At 61.3% G+C, this 23,944-nt stretch carries 25 protein-coding genes; 9 read left to right on the top strand and 16 right to left on the bottom strand.

All coding sequences use genetic code 11. From position 1 onward, the window contains the following. The 3 genes from plsX to HT585_RS06120 all read right to left on the bottom strand — a co-directional run bounded on the left by plsX (position 1) and on the right by HT585_RS06120 (position 2,450). On the bottom strand, positions 1 to 1,059 hold the full coding sequence (gene plsX / locus HT585_RS06130) for a phosphate acyltransferase PlsX (protein ID WP_176352047.1): 1,059 nt from the start codon (positions 1,057 to 1,059) through the stop codon (positions 1 to 3). A 201-nt stretch (positions 1,060 to 1,260) separates the two neighbouring features. Further along, positions 1,261 to 1,812 carry a YceD family protein gene (locus HT585_RS06125; protein ID WP_176352046.1) on the bottom strand — a complete coding sequence of 184 codons (552 nt, stop codon included), beginning with the start codon at positions 1,810 to 1,812 and terminating at the stop codon, positions 1,261 to 1,263. Between the two features lie 98 nt (positions 1,813 to 1,910). Further along, positions 1,911 to 2,450: a ubiquinol-cytochrome C chaperone family protein gene (locus HT585_RS06120; RefSeq protein WP_176352045.1), complete on the bottom strand. Its 540-nt coding sequence runs from the start codon at positions 2,448 to 2,450 to the stop codon at positions 1,911 to 1,913. A gap of 139 nt (positions 2,451 to 2,589) precedes the next feature. On the opposite strand from HT585_RS06120, the gene HT585_RS06115 reads away from it, so the two are divergent. Next, complete coding sequence (locus tag HT585_RS06115; RefSeq protein WP_176352044.1) at positions 2,590 to 3,096, top strand: outer membrane protein assembly factor BamE; 507 nt, start codon at positions 2,590 to 2,592, stop codon at positions 3,094 to 3,096. Between the two features lie 69 nt (positions 3,097 to 3,165). On the opposite strand, the gene HT585_RS06110 is transcribed toward HT585_RS06115, so the two are convergent. From HT585_RS06110 to ribH, 4 genes are all read right to left on the bottom strand, one after another. Next, a complete protein-coding gene (locus HT585_RS06110; protein WP_176352043.1) occupies positions 3,166 to 5,301 on the bottom strand; it encodes a sodium-translocating pyrophosphatase in 2,136 nt (711 codons plus the stop codon). A gap of 198 nt (positions 5,302 to 5,499) precedes the next feature. Beyond that, a complete protein-coding gene (locus HT585_RS06105; RefSeq protein ID WP_425513717.1) occupies positions 5,500 to 6,729 on the bottom strand; it encodes an MFS transporter in 1,230 nt (409 codons plus the stop codon). A 7-nt stretch (positions 6,730 to 6,736) separates the two neighbouring features. Further along, entirely contained in the window at positions 6,737 to 7,219 is a 483-nt protein-coding gene (gene nusB / locus HT585_RS06100) for a transcription antitermination factor NusB (protein ID WP_112809965.1), read from the bottom strand. Then, the gene (gene ribH / locus HT585_RS06095; RefSeq protein ID WP_077498536.1) at positions 7,216 to 7,677 is read right to left on the bottom strand and encodes a 6,7-dimethyl-8-ribityllumazine synthase; all 462 of its coding nucleotides are present in this window, start codon (positions 7,675 to 7,677) and stop codon (positions 7,216 to 7,218) included. The genes nusB and ribH overlap by 4 nt, the downstream gene beginning before the upstream one ends. A 276-nt stretch (positions 7,678 to 7,953) precedes the next feature. Here ribH and HT585_RS06090 point away from each other — a divergent pair, with 276 nt between their 5' ends. The 4 genes from HT585_RS06090 (at position 7,954) to HT585_RS06075 (ending at position 10,583) form a co-directional block, all read left to right on the top strand. Beyond that, positions 7,954 to 8,667 carry an HAD family hydrolase gene (locus HT585_RS06090; protein ID WP_246707593.1) on the top strand — a complete coding sequence of 238 codons (714 nt, stop codon included), beginning with the start codon at positions 7,954 to 7,956 and terminating at the stop codon, positions 8,665 to 8,667. 173 nt (positions 8,668 to 8,840) lie between these two features. Then, the gene (locus HT585_RS06085; protein ID WP_176352042.1) at positions 8,841 to 9,341 is read left to right on the top strand and encodes a cupin domain-containing protein; all 501 of its coding nucleotides are present in this window, start codon (positions 8,841 to 8,843) and stop codon (positions 9,339 to 9,341) included. A gap of 37 nt (positions 9,342 to 9,378) precedes the next feature. After that, a complete protein-coding gene (locus HT585_RS06080) occupies positions 9,379 to 9,957 on the top strand; it encodes a GNAT family N-acetyltransferase (protein WP_176352041.1) in 579 nt (192 codons plus the stop codon). 275 nt (positions 9,958 to 10,232) lie between these two features. Beyond that, a complete protein-coding gene (locus tag HT585_RS06075) occupies positions 10,233 to 10,583 on the top strand; it encodes a hypothetical protein (protein ID WP_176352040.1) in 351 nt (116 codons plus the stop codon). An 84-nt stretch (positions 10,584 to 10,667) separates the two neighbouring features. Here HT585_RS06075 and HT585_RS06070 read toward each other — a convergent pair whose 3' ends face one another. The 7 genes from HT585_RS06070 to HT585_RS06040 form a co-directional block, all read right to left on the bottom strand. After that, on the bottom strand, positions 10,668 to 11,288 hold the full coding sequence (locus tag HT585_RS06070; protein WP_176352039.1) for a riboflavin synthase: 621 nt from the start codon (positions 11,286 to 11,288) through the stop codon (positions 10,668 to 10,670). Beyond that, positions 11,288 to 12,385, bottom strand: coding sequence for a bifunctional diaminohydroxyphosphoribosylaminopyrimidine deaminase/5-amino-6-(5-phosphoribosylamino)uracil reductase RibD (gene ribD, locus HT585_RS06065; RefSeq protein ID WP_176352038.1), 1,098 nt, complete (start codon positions 12,383 to 12,385; stop codon positions 11,288 to 11,290). The genes HT585_RS06070 and ribD overlap by 1 nt, the downstream gene beginning before the upstream one ends. A gap of 19 nt (positions 12,386 to 12,404) precedes the next feature. Further along, the gene (gene nrdR / locus HT585_RS06060) at positions 12,405 to 12,878 is read right to left on the bottom strand and encodes a transcriptional regulator NrdR (protein WP_003529310.1); all 474 of its coding nucleotides are present in this window, start codon (positions 12,876 to 12,878) and stop codon (positions 12,405 to 12,407) included. Between the two features lie 10 nt (positions 12,879 to 12,888). Then, positions 12,889 to 14,184 (bottom strand): serine hydroxymethyltransferase, encoded by a 1,296-nt coding sequence (glyA, locus tag HT585_RS06055; RefSeq protein WP_173419629.1) that lies wholly within the window; start codon positions 14,182 to 14,184, stop codon positions 12,889 to 12,891. A 184-nt stretch (positions 14,185 to 14,368) separates the two neighbouring features. Then, positions 14,369 to 15,694: a L,D-transpeptidase family protein gene (locus tag HT585_RS06050; protein WP_173419628.1), complete on the bottom strand. Its 1,326-nt coding sequence runs from the start codon at positions 15,692 to 15,694 to the stop codon at positions 14,369 to 14,371. A gap of 392 nt (positions 15,695 to 16,086) precedes the next feature. Further along, the gene (gene ldtR / locus HT585_RS06045; RefSeq protein ID WP_025426518.1) at positions 16,087 to 16,599 is read right to left on the bottom strand and encodes a transcriptional regulator LdtR; all 513 of its coding nucleotides are present in this window, start codon (positions 16,597 to 16,599) and stop codon (positions 16,087 to 16,089) included. A gap of 130 nt (positions 16,600 to 16,729) precedes the next feature. Then, positions 16,730 to 17,167: a DUF6163 family protein gene (locus HT585_RS06040; RefSeq protein WP_077498552.1), complete on the bottom strand. Its 438-nt coding sequence runs from the start codon at positions 17,165 to 17,167 to the stop codon at positions 16,730 to 16,732. Positions 17,168 to 17,348: 181 nt separating this feature from the next. Here HT585_RS06040 and hemB point away from each other — a divergent pair, with 181 nt between their 5' ends. The 4 genes from hemB (at position 17,349) to HT585_RS06020 (ending at position 20,755) form a co-directional block, all read left to right on the top strand. Then, positions 17,349 to 18,365 (top strand): porphobilinogen synthase, encoded by a 1,017-nt coding sequence (gene hemB / locus HT585_RS06035; RefSeq protein ID WP_176352037.1) that lies wholly within the window; start codon positions 17,349 to 17,351, stop codon positions 18,363 to 18,365. A 101-nt stretch (positions 18,366 to 18,466) separates the two neighbouring features. Further along, a complete protein-coding gene (locus tag HT585_RS06030) occupies positions 18,467 to 18,931 on the top strand; it encodes an RDD family protein (RefSeq protein ID WP_176352036.1) in 465 nt (154 codons plus the stop codon). Between the two features lie 135 nt (positions 18,932 to 19,066). After that, positions 19,067 to 19,855, top strand: coding sequence for an arginyltransferase (locus tag HT585_RS06025; protein WP_176352035.1), 789 nt, complete (start codon positions 19,067 to 19,069; stop codon positions 19,853 to 19,855). A 3-nt stretch (positions 19,856 to 19,858) separates the two neighbouring features. Continuing rightward, entirely contained in the window at positions 19,859 to 20,755 is an 897-nt protein-coding gene (locus tag HT585_RS06020) for a DMT family transporter (protein WP_176352034.1), read from the top strand. Between the two features lie 40 nt (positions 20,756 to 20,795). Here HT585_RS06020 and HT585_RS06015 read toward each other — a convergent pair whose 3' ends face one another. Beyond that, the gene (locus HT585_RS06015; protein WP_425513716.1) at positions 20,796 to 21,125 is read right to left on the bottom strand and encodes an ArsR family transcriptional regulator; all 330 of its coding nucleotides are present in this window, start codon (positions 21,123 to 21,125) and stop codon (positions 20,796 to 20,798) included. Positions 21,126 to 21,271: 146 nt separating this feature from the next. Continuing rightward, positions 21,272 to 23,548, bottom strand: coding sequence for a DNA topoisomerase IV subunit A (gene parC, locus HT585_RS06010; RefSeq protein WP_176352032.1), 2,277 nt, complete (start codon positions 23,546 to 23,548; stop codon positions 21,272 to 21,274). Positions 23,549 to 23,944: the final 396 nt, after the last annotated feature.

Genomic DNA, 23,944 nt, shown 5'->3' with positions numbered 1-23,944 from the left:
TCAAACCTCATCATTCATGCCGGCGGGAAGTACGCTCGACGGCTCGGCGCCGTGGTACTTCGCCAGATCGATCTCGATCTTCGCTTTCAGGCCGTTTTTCACCATGTCGTAGCCGACATCGATCGCAGCGGCGAAGCCTTCGGCATCGGCCCCACCATGGCTCTTGATCACGACACCATTGAGGCCGAGAAAGACGCCACCATTGACCTTGCGCGGATCCATTTTTTCGCGCAGTCGATCGAAAGCGCCCTTGGCCAGGATGTAGCCTAGCTTGGCCATCAGGGTGCGCGACATGGCAGCACGCAGATATTCACCGATCTGTCGTGCCGTTCCTTCGGCTGCCTTGAGCGCGATATTGCCGGAGAAGCCTTCTGTGACGACCACGTCCACAGTGCCACGTCCGATATCGTCACCTTCGACGAAGCCGTAATAGTCAAAGCCTTCGATATTGGCGTCACGGATGAGCCGCCCGGCTTCCTTGACTTCTTCCTGGCCCTTGATTTCCTCGACGCCGACGTTGAGCAGGCCGATGGTCGGCCGCTCGATTTCGAACAGCGCGCGCGCCATGGCGCCGCCCATCAGCGCAAAGTCCATGAGTTGCTGCGCGTCGGCACCGATGGTCGCACCGACGTCGAGTACGATGCTCTCCCCTTTCAGGGTCGGCCATATCGCCGCGATTGCCGGGCGCTGGATGCCCTGCATTGTACGCAGGCAGAAGACCGACATGGCCATCAGCGCGCCGGTGTTGCCGGCCGACACAACGACGTCGGCCTCACCGGCGTTGATCGCATCGATCGCCCGCCACATGCTCGACTTGCCGCGGCCTCGCCTGAGCGCCTGGCTCGGCTTCTCGTCCATGCCGACCGCGATCTCGCAGTCATGGAAGGTGCTGCTGGCCTTGAGCTTGGGATGTTTGGCCAAGATATCGGCGCACTGCGCTTCTATGCCGAACAGGACAAACCTTATGTCCGGATGACGTTCAAGCGCCCTTGCGGCGCCCGGGATGACGACTTCAGGACCATAGTCGCCGCCCATCACGTCAAGAGAAATTCTGACCACGCGTGTCTTATCCTTTTTTCCTGCCACACAACACGTGCTGCCGTGGCGCACGCATTCGAACGCAACGACGTTACATATTGCTTCTGACGCTTGAGCCAGACACGCGGCGGAACGCTGCGGAGGCTCATTTGGCCGGAGTCGGGCCAAAATACTGCTTTTCGCCCGCGTGACAACCGAATTGTAGGGGTGGCCTTGGTGGCCTCAGTCCTTTTTCCAGTCCTTCAGCGCTGCAAACGGGTTCGGCTTCTCGTCGTCTGCCGCCGTGCTTTCGATGCGCGCGCCAAAAGTGACACCCGGTTTGCGGGGATAGGGCTCGATCGCGAGCGCCACATGCTCGCTGACCACCACGCCGGCATCAATCGTGTCACCTGTAAAGGTGTCGGGGATGTCGGGGCCATCGGGGCTGAGGATCATCTCACCGCCATCGTTGCTGGCCTGGCGGGCGAGCCGCGATCCTTCCGGCACGAAGATCGCCTCGATGGGCTCTTGAATGTCGGCCTCGACGGGCTCGAGCGTCACGACGCAGGACTGGACGATCCGGGCGGTAACGTCTCCCTTGATCTTGACACCGTCCCTCTTCCAGCGCGCGATCTGCAGATCGGCCGAAAGCGACAGGACTTCGCGCACGTCCCAGAGTTCAGCGAGCGCCTGCCGTTCGCTCTCGTTTGCCGAGAGACGGACGGTTACGGCATTGGCCGAGATATGCCCGACCTTTACCGGGTAGGAAAATGCCGGTCGGCTATCGTCTTTCATGATCAGGTCCTTCCTCGCGCGGGCGCCGTTACCGGAGCGCTCTTCTCGCGGATAGTGCCACACACCGGGTCGCCGGGTGCGGCATCGATGGCCGTCTATTACTCTCCGGCGGCAGGAATGTGCAACTGGCCCGTTTCGACGCGCTCTTCCGGCTCTGCAGCCAGCCGCGCCTCGGCGGAGAGAAGATAGGCCGCAAGGCCGTCCATCGCCGGCTCGCCCTCTTCACCTTTCGGATAAAAATTGCGCTTCAGTGCCGCAGCGAGCGAGACCGCATCCCGACCTTCGAGCGCCACCGCGTAGGATTCGAGCCGACCGTAGAACATGCTGGCCAGCTTCTTCATCTTCTTCGGCACGCCCGCATCGCCGACGCCGAGCTCGCGGATCGAATGATCGACATCCTCGAAGAAGGCGTCGACGATCTCCTGCGCGATTTCCTGGCCCGTGCGGGCCGACCCGCGCGTGCGGCGGAAATAAAGGATCAGCACTGCCGATAGCATCTCGAAGCGCCCCATAACCGTATCGGGCACGTCGAGGTCGGTGTAGAGGTGCGGCTGACGCGCCGCGGAGGTCAGCAATGCATATTGCCGTTCGACAATCGCAATATTGCCGCTTTTTCTTTTGAACAGTCCAAAAATCATCACAAAGCCCAGCTTTGGCTTTCTCGAAATGCGCGCAAGCGCCCATGACGGTTGTTGCATGATAGCCGAAGCTGGTTTACCGAAGCATGCACGAATTGCAATGGCGGATCTGCCATCGTTACTCCAAAGGGAGCTGTCGTTGACGAAGCGGTTTTTCAGAACAAATTTGAAGGTCCTTGGCCGTGCTGCGGCCGTAGCGACTGTTAGCACCATTGCTCTCTCCGCCTGCCAGTCCGCTAATGTCGGTGAAGTTCTCCACCAGGGTTATGTGGTTGATCAGGAAACGCTAAATCTCGTTCCTGTCGGGTCCAGCCGTGAACAGGTCCTGCTTTCGCTCGGCACGCCGTCGACGACCGCGACCTTCGACAACGAGGTATTCTACTACATCTCGCAGACCCGCAAACGCCCGGTGGCGTTCATGAAGCCGCAGCTCGTCGACCAGTCTATCCTGGCCGTCTATTTCGACAAGGAAGGTACGGTCAGTCAGCTCGCGCACTACACGCTCAAGGACGGCAAGGTCTTTGACACACTGTCGCGCACGACACCGACCGGCGGCAAGGAAACGAGCTTCCTTGGCCAGCTTCTCACCGGCCCTGGCGCGGGCAAGGCTGCAGCGCAAAATCTCTTCAAGAACTTCGGCAACTAAGCCGAGGTTCACCACACAAAAAGGCCCGCGGAACATGCGCTCCGCGGGCCTTTTCGTTTCAGGCTTCCGTCAAGCCAGGACGGCCAGCAGCAGCAAGGCCACGATGTTGGTGATCTTGATCGCCGGGTTGACCGCCGGGCCGGCCGTATCCTTGTAGGGATCGCCGACGGTGTCGCCGGTTACCGATGCCTTGTGAGCTTCGGACCCCTTGAGATGCCGCGTTCCGTCCTTGTCGACGAAACCGTCCTCGAAGCTCTTCTTGGCATTATCCCAGGCGCCCCCACCCGAAGTCATCGAGATCGCGACGAAAAGGCCATTGACGATGACGCCGAGCAGCGATGCGCCGAGGGCCGCAAAGGCGGATGCCTTGGAACCGGACATGAGCAACACGCCGAAGTAGACGACAAGCGGCGCCAGAACCGGCAACAACGAAGGGACGATCATTTCACGGATCGCCGCCTTGGTGAGCAGGTCGACCGCGCGACCATAATCAGGCTTCTCCGTGCCAGCCATGATGCCCGGTTTTTCGCGGAACTGGCGGCGAACTTCCTCGACGATCGAGCCTGCTGCGCGCCCGACGGCGGTCATCGCAATGCCGCCGAAGAGATACGGGATAAGGCCTCCGAAGATCAACCCGGCAACGACATAGGGGTTCGAGAGATCGAAGGAGATCTGACCGACATCGGCGAAGTACGGATATTTGTCGCCATTGGCGGCGAAGTAGCTGAGGTCGTTGGCGTAGGCCGCAAATAGAACCAGCGCGCCGAGACCGGCCGAACCGATGGCATACCCCTTGGTCACGGCCTTCGTCGTATTGCCGACCGCGTCGAGTGCATCGGTCGACTTGCGCACTTCGGGCGGCAGATGCGACATCTCGGCGATGCCGCCGGCATTGTCCGTCACCGGACCGAAGGCATCCAGCGCGACGATCATGCCGGCAAGGCCGAGCATCGCAGTCACTGCAATGCCGGTCCCGAACAGACCAGCCAGCTGATAGGTCGAGATGATGCCGCCGACGATGACGATGGCCGGCAACGCCGTCGATTCAAGCGAGACGGCCAGCCCCTGTATCACGTTGGTGCCGTGGCCCGTGACCGACGCCTGTGCAATGGAATTCACCGGGCGCTTGTTGGTGCCGGTGTAATACTCGGTGATAACCACGATCAGCGCCGTCACCACCAGGCCGACAATACCGCACAGGAACAGGTTCCAGCCGGTGATGTCCTGACCTGCGACCGTACCGATAGAGCCCCAGCCGATGGTCAGCGACGTAGCGGCGCCAAGCCCGACGATCGACAGCAAACCAGTGACGATCAGGCCGCGGTAGAGCGCACCCATGATCGAGTTGTTGGTCCCGAGCTTGACGAAGAAGGTACCGATGATCGAGGTGATGATGCAGGTTGCGCAAATCGCCAGGGGATAAACCATGACGGTCGAGAGCACGGGCGTGCCGGCAAAGAAGATCGCAGCCAGAACCATGGTTGCAACCACCGAGACCGCATAGGTCTCGAACAGGTCGGCCGCCATGCCGGCGCAGTCGCCGACATTGTCGCCGACGTTGTCGGCGATGGTGGCAGGGTTGCGCGGATCGTCTTCCGGAATCCCGGCTTCCACCTTTCCGACGAGGTCGCCGCCGACGTCCGCCCCCTTGGTGAAGATGCCGCCGCCGAGACGGGCGAAGATCGAGATCAGCGACGCGCCGAAACCGAGCGCCACGAGCGCATCGATCACCTCACGCGATCCGGGCTCGTGCCCGAGCCCCGCCGTCAGGATGAGGTAGTAGACAGATACGCCGAGCAGGGCGAGGCCGGCGACGAGAAGACCGGTGATGGCACCGGATTTGAAGGCGATATCGAGGCCGGATGCGAGGCTGACAGAGGCGGCCTGTGCGGTGCGCACGTTTGCGCGAACCGAAACGTGCATGCCTATGAAACCGGCAGCACCCGAAAGCACTGCGCCAACGAGAAAGCCGATAGCGGCGGCGGAAGAAAGAAGAACCCAGGCGCCGATGAAAACGACGACGCCGACGACGGCAATGGCCTTGTACTGACGGGTGAGATAGGCCTGCGCCCCCTCACGAATGTAGCCTGCGATTTCTTGCATGCGGGCGTTCCCCTGGTCGGCGGCAAGCACCGACTGTGTTGCCCAGATGGCGTAAGCCACCGCGAGCAACCCGCATGCGATAACGCCCAATAAAATGGTCATTTCGCATTACCCTCCGTTTCAACCCGCGGACTCACTCCCGGCCGCAGGCCCCTCAAATCCGCGAATCACGCACCACCTCCTCAAGCAGCACCCCTCACGGCGAGGCCAGAGTGCGGTTGCAACGAAAGATCGTCAAGCCCCGGAAATCTAACTATCGAGGGGCCGCTGGGAACGGAAGATTTGGGAGAAAAAGGCGGTTCAGGCCGCAGCCTTGGAGCGCGTGCGCATCAGCAAAAAGAGCAGCACCAGGCAGACCGACGTCACCGGCCAGACGACGGCGTTCAGCATATCCCAGCCATAGACCGAGAGGACCTTGCCGGAAGCAAAGGACGACAGGGCGACGGTGGTAAAGAGAATGATGTCGTGGAACGCTTGGACCTTGTCGGCCTCCTCGCGGCGATAGCTCCCGGCGACAATGGCCGTCGAGCCAATGAAGCCGAAATTCCAGCCGAGACCGAGAAGCACCAGTGCGCCCCAGAAGTTCCAGAGTTCCAGACCTAAATGCGCGATAGCGGCGCAGGCCATAAGCAGGAGCAGTCCGCAGGCGACGATGCGCTCGGCGCCGAAGCGGGTGATCAGCCAACCCGTAAAAAAGCTTGGCGCGAACATAGCGAGCACGTGCCACTGGATGCCGAGCGTCGCGAGTTCGGTTGAAAAGCCGCAGAAGACCACCATGGCGACCGGCGCGCCAGTCATCATGAACGTCATCAGCGCATAGCTCGAAATACCGCAGATCATACCGGTGATGAAGCGCTGACTGCGAACGATCTCACCGAGCGGGCGAGCGGCCTGGCCGTGTTGCTCGCCGGCCAAGCTTCCCTGCTCCGGCAGGCGCAGCGGCGCGAAGAAGACTGCGGCCAGCAGGCAGATCGGCAGCAAGGCGATGAAGGCGCCGACAAAGGCGACCGGCGCGAACAGATCTCCAGCGAAAATGACGATCTGCGGGCCGAGAACTGCAGACAGGATGCCGCCACCCAGGATCCAGGAGATCGCCTTCGGCTTGTAGAACGATGGGGAGGCATCGGCAGCCGCAAAGCGGATTTTTTGCGTAAAGCCGTTGGAGGAGCCGAGAACGGCAAGGCCGAAGGCAAAGAGCCAGAAACTTTCCCGGAACAGCGCAACCGCAGCGATTGCGGCGCCGACGGAAGCGATCCCGGTCCCGACCATGAAGGCGAAACGCCGGCCGATCAGCCGTGAAAGGATCGCCACGAGGACGACGCCGAGCGCCATGCCGACGTTGTAGGCGGTGAGCGGCGCAGTCGCCAGCGACTTGTCGTCGGCCAACAGCTGATAGCCGGCAACACCACCGACGGCAAAGCAGATCGGTCCGACGACGCCAAGGATCGCCTGCGCCGCTGTCAGCAGGAAAACGTTGCGGCGCGCCTCGCGAAGGGCGGAGCCCATGTCGTCGACGGCAGCCGCAACCATGGCCGCGCTACTTCTTGGTCTCGCCGCGAACCTGCCGGGCAATCCGGTCAAGAACGGCGTTGACGAGTTTCGGCTCGTCGTCGCCGAAGAAGGCCTTGGCGATTTCGACATATTCGGTGACGATCACCGCGACAGGCACATCCTTTCGTTCCAGCATCTCGAAGGTGCCGGCGCGCAAGATGGCACGAACGGTGGAATCGAGCCGCGACAGCGCCCAGTCGTCCTGCAATGCCGAGCCGATCAACGGGTCGAGCTTGCGCTGATCGCGCACGACGCCGGCAACGATCGAGCGGAACCAGGAGGCGTCCGCCTTCAGGTAGGTATCGCCGTCCAGTTCCTGGCCGAGGCGGTGCATTTCGTACTCTGCGACGACTTCGAGCACGCCGGTGCCGCCGATGTCCATCTGGTAGAGCGCCTGCACGGCCGCAAGGCGCGCCGCGCCGCGTTGGTTAGCCTGCTTCAACGGCTGATCCGAGGGGGTGTTCGTCACTGTTCTGTGCCCAATTTCTTCTTCAGTTCAATCATGGTCAGCGCAGCACGTGCGGCAAAGCCGCCCTTGTCGCCTTCCGACCGGCGCGCACGCGCCCAGGCTTGATCGTCGTTTTCGACCGTCAGGATGCCGTTGCCGATGGCAAGGCTTTCGCTGACGGCGAGGTCCATGATCGCGCGCGAGGATTCGTTCGCGACAATATCGAAATGATAGGTCTCGCCACGAATGACCATGCCGAGCGCGACGAAGCCATCATATTCGACCGCGCCTTCGTCCGCACCATCAAGCGCCATTGCGATTGCCGGCGGGATTTCGAGGGCACCGGGTACCGTCACGATATCATAGGTCGCGCCGGCTGCATCCAGCGCATGTTTGGCGCCATCGAGCAATGCGTCGGCCATATCGTCATAGAAGCGTGCTTCCACAATCAGGATGTGGGCAGCCTTGGTCTTCGCCATGGATCACCTGTCTTGAGATTTCCGCGCCGGAGCGACCGGCTGAGGCGGCGGTCAAACCATGACCGGCGCCGAATGGCAAGCAAATTCGGCTGTTGGCGCCCTTTTGCCGCGCTGCGCGCGCCCAAGCAGAGAGCGTGACAGACGGCGTGGAACGCTCGTGTCACGCTTGAGGGGGTAGCCAGGCGTTTCCGACAATGACAATAATCAGGTCAGACACAACGCCTGATCGGGGACAACGCCGCTTAGGCAAAGGAAATCGAGCGAAAGTTGTCTCTAATGCATGATGTCGATCCGTCGATGTCGATCCGCCTGCCCCGTATGCCTCAGGCCGTCGTCTTTGACATGGATGGCCTGTTGTTCGATACCGAGGCGCTCTATCGCGATGCCATGCTCGCCGCCGCGCAGGTGCTCGGCCGGACAATGCCGCTTTCGCTCTACCTTGCATCGATCGGCCTGTCGGGCGAAGCGACAAGACAATCGCTCGGCGAATATTTCGGGCCGGATTTCGACTTCGATTGCTTCTGGAAACAAGCTGCGGCCACCTTTCATGCTCGCACAACGACCGAACTGCAGTTGAAGCCGGGCGTGGTCGAGCTCGTCGGCTCCCTGGAGGAGCTCGGCATTCCCTTTGCTATCGCAACATCGTCCGGGCATCACGATGTCCGGCGAAACCTCGGCCTTCACGGGTTGTTCGACCGCTTTCCGGTGGTCGTCGCCCATGGCGACTACCAACTGGGCAAGCCGCATCCCGAACCTTTCCTGACAGCTGCCCGGCGGCTCGATGTCGCGCCCGAGCTTTGTCTGGCGCTGGAGGATAGTCATAACGGCGTGCGTTCGGCGTCATCGGCCGGCATGATGACGATCATGGTGCCGGATCTTCTGGCGGCAACGGAGGAGATCCGCGGCCTCTGCGTCGGTGTCGCAGGCAATCTTGGTGACGTTCACGCCGCCCTCCTCCACCATTCGCGGGGCGCCCATGTTCCCAACTGACGGCAGCCTTGCCACACGCCCTTGCCCACAACCGACCTGCAAATGCTCCCGCAGGAATGGACGGCCGCCGCCCGACACCTGAAAGTTTGGCAATTGACCGAACGTCAATCGCTCGACACGGATGATCGGGAGAGGTCGTCCGCTGCGGCGACGATAGCGCCGGGGAGGAACTTATGGCGGACAACGACAAACCGATCATCAACCCAAGGGACCTTGCCCTCGACCATTGGTCGGAAGGCACGTTTTTCGAGTCCCGCGACACGTCTTTTGGCAAACGGCTGGGGCTGAAAGACCTTGGCGTCGGCTACGGGGAAGTGCCACCGGGAAAATCCGGATGCCCCTTCCACAACCACCACGTGGAAGAGGAGCTGTTCATCATCATCGAAGGCGAAGGCACCTACCGCTTCGGAACGGAGCGCTACGCCGTAGGTCCAGGCGACATTCTGGGAGCGCCGGCGGGCGGCCCTGAGACAGCGCATCACCTGATCAACACCGGAACCGTGCCGCTCAAATATCTGTCGATTTCGACGATGGCCGCAACCGAGATCTGTGAATATCCGGATTCCGGCAAGTTCGACGCCAGGACGCGCACAGCCGCCGGCGAACGCCGGTTCCAGTTCACCGGCAGGCCTGAAAGCGCTGTCGACTACTGGGACGGCGAGCCCGGTATCTGATCATCCCACCTTCCAAATCAATAGCAGCGGATAAAACATGCACAGTGTTCCTATCATCGAGACCGAACGCCTGGTCCTGCGTCCCTATCGACGCGACGACTTCACGGCCTATGCCGCCCTGTTTGCCGACAGTGAGGTAACGCGTTTCGTCGGCGGCGTTCCCTATACGCGTGAGCAATCGTGGACGCGATTCTTGCGCCAGGTCGGCATGTGGCATTATTTCGGCTTCGGCTTCTTCGCCATCCAGGATCGTGCAACCGGCACCTTTCTCGGAGAAGCAGGCTTTCACGACGTGCATCGGCTGATCACGCCGTCGCTTGAAGGAACGATGGAGACCGGTTGGGCGCTCTCCCCCAAGGCGCACGGCCAGGGGCTTGCAACCGAGGCAGTCAGCGCCGCGCTCGAATGGGCCGATCGGCAGTTTCCCCAAGTGCGAAAAACCTGCATCATCGATGTCGGCAACCGTGCCTCTGTCCGTGTCGCCGAAAAGCAGGGTTTCAAGGAATTCTGGCGCACGAGCTATCACGGCACGCATGTCATCATGTTTGAACGGCAGCGAACGCTTGCTGTCGCCACGGCCCGTAAATCGCCAATGCCCGCGCATTTGGAGACCTAACAATCCTCAATTGTCGTTTTGATGAAAACGCCATCGAAACGTCTAGATTGCAGGCAAGATTGCAAGGCATCGGGTGCAGGCGAACTACGACAGGCAACACCACCCGATCATACAAGGGAATCCAACACATTTTGCTGCGGGTAAGTCGCCCGTAATGCAGCCTGCTGGCGACTGCGACACGCATCTCAGCAGGCCCTCCGGAAACCCGCATCGAGTATTGTGTTCGGGTATCAGGTTACTGGTCACTGCGCCGCAAACAACCAAGGAGCATGATCATGAATCGCATTGCAAAGCTTTCAGTCATTGCTGCATTCTCGTCCCTCGCCTTCGCAGCCATACCGCACGCTCAGGACGCCAAAATGGAATGGCCGGCTGAAATCGAGCAGACGGTGCGCGACTTCAAGGGGGACAAGTTCACCGTCGTCGATATTTCCACGCTGAGCGAGCAAGATCAGACCCGCCTGTGGGTCGAGCGTGCTACGGCCGAACAACGCGCAGCCCTGCAAGCTGCGGTCAACGGCAACGCGGAATTGGCCGCGCAGCTTAAGGCCAAGAACGTCGAAATGGGTAATATAGGAGGCGCTCAGCAGGGTGCCGACGGAAGCCTGACCATCTACATGCGTTGAATTCGCGTGCAGTCAACGAATATGAAGCGCACCATCTCCACACTTGAGATGGTGCGCTTTGTCGGATTCTGGCGGCCGCGCCGTCTATTCGGCCTTCGGTGCCGGAAACTCCGCAAGGCGAGCGGCGTAGCGCGCCATCGTGTCGACTTCGAAATTGACGAAATCGCCCGCCCGGCGTTCCCCCCAGGTCGTCACCTCGAGCGAATGCCGGATCAAGAGGACGTCAAAGTCGGCCGCATCGACCTTGTTGACCGTCAGCGATGTGCCGTCGAGCGCAACGGATCCCTTCGGCGCGACGAACTTGGCCAAGTGTGCGGGCGCGCGCAGCCTGAACCGCACGGCGTCGCCCTCGGGCTCGACCGAGAGGATCTCCGCCTTGTCGTCGATATGACCGGAAACGAGATGGCCACCGAGTTCGTCGCCGATCTTCAATGACCGCTCGAGGTTGATCCGCGTGCCCTTTTTCCAACCGGCGATGGTCGTCAGGCGCAAAGCCTCTTCCCAGGCCTCGACCTCGAACCAGCGTTCGTTGCTGCCGCCATCCGGCAGGGCCGTCACCGTCAGGCAAACACCGGAATGGGCGATGGACGCCCCCATGTCGATGGTTTTCGGATCATATGCGGTGGCGACGCGTAGCTTCACGCCTTCCTTCAGCGGCGTGACGGCATCAACGGTACCGATATCAGTGACAATGCCTGTGAACATCAGTTCTCTCTTTCGTATTCTTCGAAAAGATCGTCGCCGTATTGCGCGGAACGAACGAGCTTAAAGCCGGAGGGCACGGATCTCCGATCAAATGGGGATGCGATGCCGTTTTCGCCAATGGTTTGCGGGCCGGTATAGATCTGAATGCGATCGACCAGCCCAGCGTCCAGGAAAGCGCGAGCGGCAACCGCCCCCCCCTCGACGAGCAGAGAGGAAATGCCGCGCGAGCCGAGTGCCGTAAGCAGATCGGCAACCGTTCCGGTTTCCAGCACCTCGACACCGGCGGCCTCCAGCGCGGCGCGCCGGCCAGCCCGCTCCAGTTCCGATTGTGTCGATGACTCTCCCGACACGACAATGACAGGGGTTTGCTCCGCCGACCGCACGAGCTTCGATCCTGGCGAAAGGTCCAGTCGCCGATCGAGGACGATACGGATGGGCGAGCGATCTTCAAGACCTGGCAAACGCACGGTCAATTCCGGATCATCCGCGGTCGCGGTACCAATACCCACGAGGATCGCGTCGGTTTGCGCCCTGAGGATCTGGACCTGCGCCCTGGAAATCGGGCCGGTAATACGGAGCTGTCCGGCACCGGTTCGGCCGATCATGCCGTCGGCAGAAACGGCAAGTTTGAGAGTCACATGCGGGCGCTTGCTGACCTGCCGCGTGAGATAGGCTTCGAGCGCGCCGCGACCCTTCTGCGGCAGAACGCCGACATCGACCGCGATGCCGGCATCACGCAAACGCACGACGCCGCGACCGGCGACGCGTTCATCGGGATCGAGGATCGAAATGACGACGCGGGCAATGCCGGAGGCGACCAGCGCATCGGCGCAGGGCGGCGTCTTGCCGTGATGGGAGCAGGGTTCAAGGGTGACATAGGCGGTCGCGCCGCGTGCCCGCTCGCCCGCTTCGGCAAGTGCCTGAGTTTCGGCGTGGGGCCGGCCGCTTCTTGCCGTGACCGCACGTCCGACGATGACACCATCCTGGACGATCAGGCATGCGACGGAGGGGTTGGTGGATGTTTGGCCGAGATGCTGGCGTGCCAGCCGCAACGCCGCCGCCATGAACCTCTCGTCCTCACGGGTGGGGTTGGCCATGGCGATCCGGTGCGCCTTCCTATTCGCCGGGGTCGCGCGCAATCTTGGCGCTTATCTCGGCGATGACCTTTTCGAAATCTTCGGCGTGGGAGAAGTCCCGATAGACCGACGCGTAGCGGACGAAGGCGACATCGTCGAGGCTCTTCAGCGCTTCCAGAACCTGCAAGCCGATCTCTTCCGAAGGGATCTCGGTCTCGCCGGAACTTTCGAGCCGCCGCACGATGCCGGAGACAGCCCGCTCGATGCGGTCACGATCAACAGGACGCTTTCGGAGCGCGATCTCGAAGGATCGCAAGAGCTTGTCCCGGTCGAAAGGAACCTTCCGACCGGTCTTCTTGATGATCATCAGCTCACGCAGCTGCACCCGTTCGAAGGTCGTGAAGCGACCACCGCAATCCGGGCAGATACGGCGACGACGAATGGCGTTACCGTCCTCTGCCGGACGGCTGTCCTTCACCTGGCTGTCTTCGGAACCGCAATAGGGGCAGCGCATGATGAGCCGATCACATGTAGCCGTACATCGGGAAGCGACCGGTGAGCGTCATCACCTTCTCGCGCACGCCCGCTTCGACGGCGGCATTGCCTTCGTCGGAGTTGGCGACCTTGAGACCATCGAGGACTTCGACGATCAACTCACCGATTTCCTTGAATTCGGCTTCCTTGAAGCCGCGTGTCGTGCCGGCCGGCGTGCCGAGACGAACGCCCGACGTGACGAACGGCTTTTCAGGATCGAACGGGATGCCGTTCTTGTTGCAGGTGACGTAGGCGCGGCCAAGGGCTGCCTCGGCGCGCTTGCCGGTCGCGTTCTTCTTGCGCAGGTCGACGAGCATCAGGTGGTTGTCGGTGCCGCCGGATACGATGTCGAGGCCGTTGGCCTTGAGCGTCTCGGCAAGCGTGCGGGCGTTTTTGACGACCTGAGCCGCGTAGTCCTTGAAGGACGGCTGCAACGCCTCACCGAAGGCCACGGCCTTGGCGGCGATAACGTGCATCAACGGGCCGCCCTGGAGACCCGGGAAGACCGCCGAGTTGATCTTCTTGGCGATGTCCTCGTCATTGGTCAGGATCATGCCGCCGCGCGGGCCGCGCAGCGACTTGTGCGTTGTGGTCGTTGCAACGTGGCAATGGGGAACCGGCGACGGATGCTGGTCACCGGCAACGAGGCCGGCGATGTGCGCCATGTCGACCATCAGGTAGGCGCCGACTTCATCGGCGATCTCGCGGAAGCGCTTCCAGTCCCAGATGCGGGAATAGGCGGTGCCACCGGCGATGATCAGCTTCGGCTTATGCTGGCGCGCCTTCTCGGCGACATCGTCCATGTCGAGCAGGTGATCGCTTTCGCGAACGCCATAGGATACGACGTTGAACCACTTGCCGGACATGTTGACCGGCGAACCGTGCGTCAGGTGACCGCCGGAATTGAGGTCGAGGCCCATGAAGGTGTCGCCCGGCTGCAAGAGCGCCAGGAATACGGCCTGGTTCATCTGCGAGCCGGAGTTCGGCTGCACGTTGACGAACTTGGCGCCGAACAGCTTCTTGGCACGCTCGATCGCCAATTCCTCTGCGATATCAACGAACTGGCAGCCGCCGTAATAGCGCTTGCCCGGATATCCCTCGGCATATTTGTTGGTCATGATCGAGCCCTGAGCCTCGAGCACGGCGCGCGACACGATGTTCTCGGAGGCGATCAGTTCGATCTCGTGGCGCTGGCGACCCAGCTCCTTTTCGATCGAGCCGAAGATTTCCGGATCGCTGTCGGCGAGAGAGCGGGTGAAGAAGGCGTCATTGTTCTGTGCAAGCATCGGCGCGAGGCTCCTCTCAAAGGTGGCAGTTCTTTAGCTTCCTCGCACGGCGAGAGCAATATCCGCTGTGCGGTTTGCGTCATTTCCCCCATCTGCCGCGCCTAAACACCGCAGCCCTGGACCAACGAAAAAGCCGCGCTGCCAGGGGAAGCGCGGCTTTCTCAAACAATTGTCTCGACTTTGCTTATTGCGGCAAAGCGTCCGACTCGACCGAGCCGGCCGATTGTTCGACGCCGTAAGGCGTCTGCAGCGCCAGTTCGGTCGCGCCATCGCGCTGATAGATGTCGTCGCGGAACTGCACGACACCATCCTTCGCCGACCAGGCGGTGATGTAGGTGAAGAAAACCGGGACCTCTTCGGCCAGCGTGATCGGCGTGTTGACACCGGTCTTGATCGTGGCTTCCATCTGCTGGCGCGACCAGCCGGGGGTTTCCTTCAAAAGCCAGCTCGAAAGGTCACGAACGTTCTGGACGCGAACGCAGCCTGACGATTCGAAGCGCATCAGCTTGTTGAACAGGCCCTGCTGGGGCGTGTCGTGCATGTAGACCTGATGTTCGTTGTGGAAGTTGATCTTCGTAGACGACATCGCGTTGATCTTGCCCGGATCCTGACGGAACATCAGGTTCGGTGCCTTTTCGGCATTCCAGTCGACCGTTTCCGGCGACACTTCGCCACCGCTGCCGTCGAACAGGCGAATGGCGTTGCGCTTCAGGTAGGTCGGATCCTTGCGCATCAGCGGCATGATATCCTTCTGGATGATCGAGCGCGGCGCAGTCCAATAGGGGTTGAGGATGACCTCATAGATCTTGGAATTCAGGATCGGCGACTGGCGGTCGATCTTGCCGACAATTGCGGTGTGGCGCAGGGCGACGCGGCCGTTCTCCACAGCTTCGATATAGGCGGCCGGAATGTTCACCATCACGTAGCGGCGACCGAGGTCGCCGGACATCGACTGCAGGCGCACGAGGTTGGTCTGCAACTGACCGAGACGGGTGGTCGCCGGTACGTTGATTGCCTTCAGCGTGTATTCGCCGATGACGCCGTCTGCCGGCAGGCCATGGCGTGCCTGGAAATGCTTGACCGCGCCATCGACGTAGGAATCGAAAGACGACGAGATGCCTGCGGAACGCGGCAGATCGCCGGAAACCATCAGGCGCTGACGCAGTTGCTGCACCGAGGGATCCGTAACACCGAGTTCGAGCTTGACGCTGGTTTCCACCATCGGCCAACCGCCCGACGAGACGATGTTCTGATAATCGAAGATCGCCTGCTGGACATGGTTGATCGTCTCCGGGCCGAAGACCGGTGTATTGGACACGACTGTGGTCGCCGTGCGCGACGCCTTTGCGTCGTACTGGTCGTCCCAGGAACCGCGGCGAGGCGAATTGATGATCTCGTTCAGGGCGTCCTGAGCGCCTGCGGCTCCCGCCCAAGCGACGGCACCGAAGGTTGCGGCCGAACGCAGAAATGCGCGGCGCGAGAATGCATCAATTCCATTCTTCTTTGACATATTCCTACCATCCCAATGCGTTGGCACGCGCCCTATGCGCAGGCACGCATGTTGCCGGAGCCCTAACACGATCGTGGTTAACAAAGGTCAACCAACGAGCCACCCTGCCCTCACATGATTTCACGATACCGCGAGCGAGGACCCTCATCCGGCAGGCGAACGCAAAACGAATCCACGTCGATGAAAACACGTGGCCGCACCTACCGCATACCCTCGTCGCTGTCACAGCAATATGGCCAATTCGTGTCTCGGACTGCCGCCGAAGGCATGTGGCACGCCTTTTGCTTCAAGCCACTGCGGCCTTTCTGCAACATCGCGGGCGTGGAAAAACGGCAAAGGCCGACACGCAGGGATTGCGTCCGGCTCTTTGAACTGGAGATGTGCGACGCCTGTTACAGGCGGTACATGATCGAGTCGTTCCAGAAGCGATCAAGGCGCTGCAGCAGCTTGTTCATCTGGGTGAATTCGTCGGAACCGATGCCGCCGACCTTCTGGATCGAGCCGATATGGCGCTCGTAGAGCTTGGCGACGGTTTCGGCGATTTCCTGGCCGTCTTCCGTCAGGCTGATGCGGACCGAACGACGGTCGACACGCGAGCGCTGGTGGTTGATCAGGCCGAGATCGACGAGTTTCTTGACGTTGTAGGAGACGTTCGAGCCGAGGTAGTAGCCGCGGGAGCGAAGTTCGCCGGCGGTCAGTTCGGAGTTGCCGATGTTGAACAGCAACAGAGCCTGGACAGCGTTGACGTCGTCACGACCCTGGCGGTCGAACTCGTCCTTGATGACGTCGAGCAGACGGCGGTGCAGGCGCTCGACGAGGTGGAGGGATTCCATGTAGAGACCGCGGATGGTTTCTTCCTGGGGGTCTCGGGGCGCAGCGACCTGCGGCTTCATCTTCGTGTTCATTTGACTGCCTCACTGTTTTGTTTGGCGGTGTCTGTTTGTCTTCCCGCCTTGAGTGAGAACCTAGCGAATACGTCTAAAATTCTACTTAAACCGCAGCCTTAACATGAGCTTACCATTCGGCGAGCCTGTCTCAGGGTGAATCAACTCTTACCTGCCGTGCCTGACGGTAGCGTTGATAGAACAGCGCGGCCCGGAAAAGGATGAAGGTAGCGGCGACGGCAACGTGCAGGGCAACCAGCAGCGGACGGTTGCCGAAACTGACAGGATAGAACTCATACATCGCGATCTCGATCGCTGCCGCCACCACCCAGACCACAGGGCCCCAGGAGACCAGCAGCCACAGCCCAAGTGCTGCTACCGGATAGACGACCGCGAGCGCGGTTGCCGCAGCCCGCCACTCCGGCGTCAACAGATCGAAACGGCCGGCACCGCCATGGGAGAAGCCGATCAGCATCGCCCAATAGTTCAGCGCGAACCAGAAACACGAGGCAGACACCAGCCGCAGGAACAGACCGAAAAGGATCTCGGTCAGCGATGGTTTCGGCACATGGGCAGAATCATGAAGCATGGGCGGCAAGATAGGGCGGGTCGACGCCATCCGCCAGCACGAAGGAGCCCCCTCCCCTTTTGTGTATTGGTGGCGAGGAAGAAATGCCGCAGGCCGGTTGTACGCGGCACCGTTTCCAAGCGCGGTACCCACATGATAAAGCGCATGCCAGCTCAGAGTTTCCAGGGAAAGGCGCGACGCGATGAACGACAGGACGAATCTTGTGGACAGGATTACCGGGCACCGTCGCATGCGCCGCAACCGCAAAGCCGACTGGACGCGCCGATTGGTGCAGGAGAACCGCCTGACGGTCGACGACCTGATCTGGCCGATCTTCATCGTTCCGGGCGAGAACATCGTCCAGCCGATCGATGCCATGCCGGGCGTCAACCGCATGAGCATCGACAAGGCGGTGGAAGCGGTGAAGGAAGCCGCCGATCTCGGCATTCCGGCAATCGCAACCTTCCCCAACATCGATCTGTCCCTGCGCGACGAGACCGGCTCCAACAGCCTTGCCGCCGACAACCTCATCAACCAGGCGACGCGCGCCTTCAAGAAAGCCGTGCCCGAGATCGGCATCATCACCGACGTGGCGCTCGACCCCTTCACCAGCCATGGCCACGACGGCATCCTGCGCAATGGTGAAATCGTCAATGACGAGACGGTCGAGATGATCGCCAGGGCAGCCGTTGCCCAGGCCGACGCCGGTTCCGACATCATCGCCCCCTCGGACATGATGGATGGCCGCATCGGCGCGATCCGCCAGGCGCTCGACGCCGCAGGCCACCAGAACGTCGGCATCATGGCCTACGCCACGAAATTCGCTTCCGGCTTCTATGGGCCCTATCGCGAGGCAATCGGCACCGGTGGCCTGCTGAAGGGCGACAAGAAGACCTATTACATCGACCCGGCCAACGGCACCGAGGCGATCCGCGACGCCGCACTCGACGTCGAGGAAGGCGCCGATATGCTGATGGTCAAGCCGGGCCTACCTTACCTCGACATCTGCTGGCGCATGAAGGAGGCCTTCGGCCTTCCGGTCTTCGCCTATCAGGTCTCGGGCGAGTACTCTCAGGTCAAGGCGGCCGCCGCCAACGGCTGGATCGACGGCGAGAAGGTGATGCTGGAAACGCTGCTCGCCTTCAAGCGGGCCGGCTGCGATGGCATCCTCAGCTACTTCGCCGTCGAAGTCGCCAGGATCCTGGCCAAGGGGCGGTAGGGCCGACCGTTGCAAACTCCAGGCGCCGTATGGTGGGCAATGCTTGTTTTGCCCGCAATGGCAACCCATATCGAGCTTGCAACCATGCGAGGCTATCAGAGATGACGATGCACAACGAAGAACTGCGGCTGCCGAGCAACGACTGGCGCGCCTACCAGGGTGTGCTGTCACGGCGGGTGTTCGCCTTCATTCTCGACTATGTCATCATCGCGCTGTTGTGGATCCCGGCCGCCGTGGTGGTGTTCTTCCTCGGCATTCTTACGCTCGGCCTCGGGTTCCTGCTCTATCCCGTGCTCTTCGCACTGGTAGCGATGCTCTATTTCGGCATCACTGTCGGCGGCCGCGAGCAGGCATCCCCCGGCATGCGGATGATGGGACTGGCGATTGCGCGCACGGACGGACGCGCGATGGATTTCCTGACGGCGATCGTGCATCTCGTCATCTTCTGGATCGCCAACGCGCTGTTGACGCCGCTCATTCTGCTGATCGGGCTGTTCACGGATCGCAGCCGTCTGCTGCACGACCTCTTGATCGGCACCGTGACGGTCCGTCGCGACAGTTACTGATCCACGCCCGAAGCAATCGACGACGGACAATCCGCGCGCCAGGGGTAACCGCCCCAAACGTGTGAGTTGACGTTTTCCATTCTTCCGCCATGCTACTGTCATGAACAACCGCGCCAAGAGTGACCGCCGCACTCGATGAACACACAGACCACACCGTCTCCGCAATTTTATCTCACTGCGCCGGCAGCCTGCCCTTATCTGCCGAACGAGATGGAGCGAAAGGTGTTTACCCACATGGTGGGCGAGCGCGCGCCTGAGCTCAACGACCTCCTGACCCAGGGCGGCTTCCGTCGTTCTCAGAACATCGCCTACCGGCCCGCCTGCGAAACCTGTCGCGCCTGCGTTTCCGTTCGTATCCTTGCGAACGAATTCTCGCCCACCCGATCGATGCGCCGCGTGCTCTCCACCAACAGCGATGTGATTTCGTCGGAATATCCGGCCGAACCATCGAGCGAGCAATACAATCTCTTCCGCCGCTACCTCGACCAACGGCATCAGAAGGGCGGCATGTCCGACATGTCGGTTCTCGACTATGCGATGATGGTCGAGGACACCCATGTCCACACCAAGATCATCGAATACCGCTTAAGGGTCGAAGGTGATGGTATCAGCGAGAAGGCTCGCGGGCCGCTGATCGCAACCGCGCTGACCGACCGGATGGGTGACGGGCTTTCGATGGTCTACTCCTTCTTCGACCCGGCCTATGAAGACCGCTCGCTCGGCACCTTCATGATTCTCGACCACATCCGCCGCACCAAGGAACGGGGCCTCCCGCACGTCTATCTCGGCTATTGGGTCAAGGGGTCACGCAAGATGGGGTACAAGACGAAATTTTTGCCGCAGGAGCACCTTATGCCCCGTGGCTGGGAGCGCTACGATGGTCCTGAGCCTGCTTCAGAAACGCCTTCCACCGAAACGGATTGAAAATTGAGCCCTTCCTCTGATGCCGCGCTGCACAGGCGCGGACTTGCCATCACCGGCCTTGGCGGCCTTGCTCTCTCCTTCGACATTCCGCTCATCCGATCCGCCGGTGGCGAAGTCTGGTCGCTGCTCGCCGTGCGCAGTCTTTCGACTTTCGTTGTCGGGCTGATCGCGTGGTTCGTGATCAACCGTGTATTCCGTCGCAAGATCTCGCTCATTCCGGGCAAGGCTGGGCTCGTTGTCGGCCTATTCTACGGCATCAATTCCTGCACGTTCCTGCTCGCCGTCTTCAACACGTCGACGGCGAACGTCGTCTTCATCCTTGCGTTCACATCGATGTTTGCGGCCCTTCTCTCCTGGATATTTCTGAAGGAACGCCCCTCCAACGCAACACTTGTGACGATGGGGGCAATGGTGTTCGGCGTCGGGCTGATCGTGCAGGACGGGCTTGAGAGCGGCCATCTCTTCGGCGATGCGATGGCGGCAAGTTCCGCCTTCCTGCTTGCGAGCGCAATTACCATCAGTCGGGCAAGTGGCCGCGATATGGCTCTGGTGCCGTTGGTGACCGCCATCTTTCCGGCCGCAGTGGCGCTTCTGCTGCTGCCGGCTGGCGGCTTTGCAATCGCGGCTCCCCAATACATCCTGTTCAACGGCCTGGTGATGATCCCGCTGGCGTTCTTCTGCCTGGCCACAGGTCCGCGGTTCCTGTCGGCACCGGAAGTGGGCATGTTCTATCTGCTAGAAACCATCCTGGCGCCGATCTGGGTCTGGCTGGTCTTTGCCGAAAGCCCGACGGCGCAAACGCTTGCGGGCGGCGCTGTCCTGATCCTTGCGCTCATCGGTCATTCGCTTTGGCAGATGCGCAGCCGAGCCGCCCGCGCGGCATTGCCCTGCCCGGAATAGACGGCCTCGAAGCGTCGGTGGCATTGGACGACGGATGTCGTCAGGCCGGCGCCCCGCCTGCCTCCAACGATTTCGAAGCGTGAATGTGCATCGACCAGAGCTCGCGGTTCATTTCGATCCACGCAGCAGCGATATCGAGAGGCGCGGGATTGCCGCACACAGCCTCCCCGCCGCCGGCGGCCAGCCGCGAAACCAAGCGGGCCTCCTCCAGGATGCGCAGATGCTGCTCAAGCGCATCAGGCGTCACGGCAACGGCGGCTGCGACCTCGACAACCCGAGTTTCGCCCCCGAGCAATATTTCGAAGATGCGACGGCGAATCGGATTGGCCAGGGCGAGGAGAATATCGTCGAGGGCAGCGGAATTCGGCATGGTCTTCATCCTGTTGGGATGGTTATTGATCCACGACCGCACGTTGCTTTCAAGCGCCGAAAACGGGGCATTCGACTAAATTTCAGATTGCTTACGAAGCACATGCGGATCGGACTGCGCAGCGAAGCCGCGCAGGCAGCGATGGATCAGCCGCTGAATTTTCCGCTGCGCGGGAAGCCCTTCGGCACCACGCGGCCAGCGGAGGCGCGATCGGCCAGCCACTCGATCAGCTCGTCCCTGCTCTTGGTAAAGACGCGGCCGGCGCTGTCTTCCCAGACAAGGCCGTCTGCGAGTGCAAAACAACGGATATCGGAAATGCCGCCATCCTTGTAGCGTTGCAGGCGGACGCCCTTGCCTCGCGCCATTTCCGGGATCTGCGCGAGCGGGAAGACCAGCATCTTGCGGTTCTCGCCGACGACGGCAACATGGTCGCCCTTGACCGGAATGACGAGTTTGGTCTCATCAGGCATGGCGACGTTCATCACCTGCTTGCCCTTGCGGGTGTTGGCAACGATATCGCCTTCTGCAACGACGAAGCCATTGCCGGCCGCCGAAGAAACGATCAGCTTCCTGACCGGATCATGCACGAACGCCGTCAGAACATCCTGATCGTTTTCCATATCGACGATGATGCGCAAGGGTTCACCATGACCGCGACCGCCGGGCAGCTTGTCGCCGCCGAGCGTGTAGACCTTGCCGCCGGTGGTGAAGACGAGGATCTTGTCGGTGGTCTGGGCCGGGAATGCGACTTTCAGCGCATCGCCTTCCTTGAACTGCAGCGTCGAGGTATCGGAGATGTGGCCCTTCAGCGCGCGGATCCAGCCCTTTTCCGAGATGACGACGGTGATCGGCTCCTTCTCGATCATCGCCTGCTGGATGGCTTCGATATCGGCCTCAGGCGCATCGGCAAAAGTGCTGCGACGCTTGCCGATCTCGGTCGCCTTGGCGAATTTCTTCTTCACCTCGCCGATTTCCCAGGCGACGGTCTGCCACTGTTTCTCTTCGGAGGCGAGCAGAGCCTCGATCTCGGCCTTCTCCTTCGACAACGCGTCGAACTCGGTGCGGATCTCGAACTCTTCCAGCTTGCGCAAGGAGCGCAGCCGCATATTGAGGATCGACTCGGCCTGAAGGTCCGTGAGCGAAAACCGCTCCATCATCACGGCCTTCGGCTCATCGTCCTCGCGGATGATGCGAATGACCTCGTCGATATTGAGATAGGCGACGAGGTAACCGCCGAGGATTTCCAGGCGGCGATCGATTGCCGCCAGACGGTGACGCGAACGGCGCTGCAGGACGTCGCGGCGGTGGGCGAGCCACTCCGAAAGCACTTCATTGACGGCCATGACGCGTGGCACGCGCCCCATCGACAGAACGTTCATGTTCAGCGGAATACGGCTTTCGAGCTCGGTCAGCTTAAAGAGCGATTCCATCAGAATGCCGGCGTCCACGGAACGGCTCTTGGGCACCAGTACGATGCGGATGTCTTCGGCCGATTCGTCCCGGATGTCTTCCAGTAGCGGCAGTTTGCGCGCGACGAGCAACTCGGCGATCTTCTCGATCAGCCGCGACTTCTGGACCTGGTACGGTATCTCGGTGATGACGATCTGGTAGCCGCCTCGCCCGAGCTCCTCGGACGCCCAGCGCGCCCGCACGCGAAAGCCGCCGCGGCCGGTGCGATAGGCTTCCGCCATACTCGCGCGGCTTTCGACGATGACGCCGCCGGTGGGAAAGTCCGGCCCCTCGATCCCGCCCTTCTGCGGATTGGCGGGATCGTAGAGAAGGTCTTCGACCGTTGCCTCCGGATGGCGGATCAGGTGCAGCGCCGCATCGCAAAGCTCATGGGCGTTGTGCGGCGGGATCGACGTTGCCATGCCGACGGCAATGCCGGTCGCGCCGTTGGCGAGCAGGTTGGGGAAGGCTCCCGGGAGCACGGTCGGCTCCTGGTCTTCCTCGTTGTAGGTGGGACGAAAGTCCACCGCGTCCTGATCGATACCCTCAAGCAGAAGCGAGGCGACATCGGTCATCTTCGCTTCGGTGTAACGCATGGCGGCGGCGTTATCGCCGTCGATATTGCCGAAGTTTCCCTGGCCGTCGACCAGCGGATAACGGATGGCAAACTCCTGGGAAAGCCGCACCAGCGCGTCGTAGATCGAGGCGTCGCCATGGGGGTGGAACTTACCCATGACGTCGCCGACGATACGGGCGCATTTCTTGAACGAGGTGTTCGGCCTCAGCCCCATCTCGCTCATGGCGTGAACGATGCGACGATGCACCGGCTTCAGGCCGTCGCGGACATCCGGAAGCGCGCGATGCATGATGGTCGACAAGGCATAGGCCAGGTAACGCTCTTCCAGCGCCGCCTTCAGGTCAACCGGCTGAATATGATCATCCCCGCCAGACGGGGGAGTAAGGCTTTGTCCCATATGTTCTTGCTAGCGCAACAAACCCGGAACATCAAGGATTTCAGGGCATCGCACTGTGGAGAACCGCATGGCGCCACCCATACGCTATTGAAGGGCGCAGACCCGGTCCTGCAATGTTCGTGCAACGTCCGGACGGTTATGCCATGGGTGAGCGAACGCCGTCGGTAACGTCCTGGAAAGCATGCGGGCGGGGAAGCCCATGTGATTTCATCGAGCGAATATAATTTCGCCCTGTTTCGTACTAGGTTCGGCTGCTGTTGATTTGGATGATTTGCGAGGGGGACATTGCGGGACGCGAACTGACGGGAGGATGGAGCCCCAGGGCATGGCATATTTCGCCGGCCGATAGGGCTATCTGCCTCAGTTGACGCAGCTTGCCGATATGAACCAGACTAG

This window comes from Ensifer oleiphilus (assembly GCF_013371465.1).
In the GTDB taxonomy this organism is placed as follows: Bacteria; Pseudomonadota; Alphaproteobacteria; order Rhizobiales; family Rhizobiaceae; genus Ensifer; species Ensifer oleiphilus.
The sequence above is the reverse complement of the archived record's forward strand: the minus strand, read 5'-3'. Positions and strand labels throughout refer to the sequence as shown.

Coding starts and splice junctions, on each gene's coding strand:
- HT585_RS06125 (WP_176352046.1), bottom strand. CDS start 1,812: ATGAAAGACGATAGCCGACCGGCATTTTCCTACCCGGTAAAGGTCGGG.
- HT585_RS06120 (WP_176352045.1), bottom strand. CDS start 2,450: ATGATTTTTGGACTGTTCAAAAGAAAAAGCGGCAATATTGCGATTGTC.
- HT585_RS06110 (WP_176352043.1), bottom strand. CDS start 5,301: ATGACCATTTTATTGGGCGTTATCGCATGCGGGTTGCTCGCGGTGGCT.
- HT585_RS06105 (WP_425513717.1), bottom strand. CDS start 6,729: ATGGTTGCGGCTGCCGTCGACGACATGGGCTCCGCCCTTCGCGAGGCG.
- ribH (WP_077498536.1), bottom strand. CDS start 7,677: ATGGCGAAGACCAAGGCTGCCCACATCCTGATTGTGGAAGCACGCTTC.
- HT585_RS06090 (WP_246707593.1), top strand. CDS start 7,954: ATGCATGATGTCGATCCGTCGATGTCGATCCGCCTGCCCCGTATGCCT.
- HT585_RS06085 (WP_176352042.1), top strand. CDS start 8,841: ATGGCGGACAACGACAAACCGATCATCAACCCAAGGGACCTTGCCCTC.
- HT585_RS06080 (WP_176352041.1), top strand. CDS start 9,379: ATGCACAGTGTTCCTATCATCGAGACCGAACGCCTGGTCCTGCGTCCC.
- HT585_RS06075 (WP_176352040.1), top strand. CDS start 10,233: ATGAATCGCATTGCAAAGCTTTCAGTCATTGCTGCATTCTCGTCCCTC.
- HT585_RS06070 (WP_176352039.1), bottom strand. CDS start 11,288: ATGTTCACAGGCATTGTCACTGATATCGGTACCGTTGATGCCGTCACG.
- ribD (WP_176352038.1), bottom strand. CDS start 12,385: ATGGCCAACCCCACCCGTGAGGACGAGAGGTTCATGGCGGCGGCGTTG.
- nrdR (WP_003529310.1), bottom strand. CDS start 12,878: ATGCGCTGCCCCTATTGCGGTTCCGAAGACAGCCAGGTGAAGGACAGC.
- glyA (WP_173419629.1), bottom strand. CDS start 14,184: ATGCTTGCACAGAACAATGACGCCTTCTTCACCCGCTCTCTCGCCGAC.
- HT585_RS06050 (WP_173419628.1), bottom strand. CDS start 15,694: ATGTCAAAGAAGAATGGAATTGATGCATTCTCGCGCCGCGCATTTCTG.
- ldtR (WP_025426518.1), bottom strand. CDS start 16,599: ATGAACACGAAGATGAAGCCGCAGGTCGCTGCGCCCCGAGACCCCCAG.
- HT585_RS06040 (WP_077498552.1), bottom strand. CDS start 17,167: ATGCTTCATGATTCTGCCCATGTGCCGAAACCATCGCTGACCGAGATC.
- hemB (WP_176352037.1), top strand. CDS start 17,349: ATGAACGACAGGACGAATCTTGTGGACAGGATTACCGGGCACCGTCGC.
- HT585_RS06030 (WP_176352036.1), top strand. CDS start 18,467: ATGACGATGCACAACGAAGAACTGCGGCTGCCGAGCAACGACTGGCGC.
- HT585_RS06025 (WP_176352035.1), top strand. CDS start 19,067: ATGAACACACAGACCACACCGTCTCCGCAATTTTATCTCACTGCGCCG.
- HT585_RS06015 (WP_425513716.1), bottom strand. CDS start 21,125: ATGCCGAATTCCGCTGCCCTCGACGATATTCTCCTCGCCCTGGCCAAT.
- parC (WP_176352032.1), bottom strand. CDS start 23,548: ATGGGACAAAGCCTTACTCCCCCGTCTGGCGGGGATGATCATATTCAG.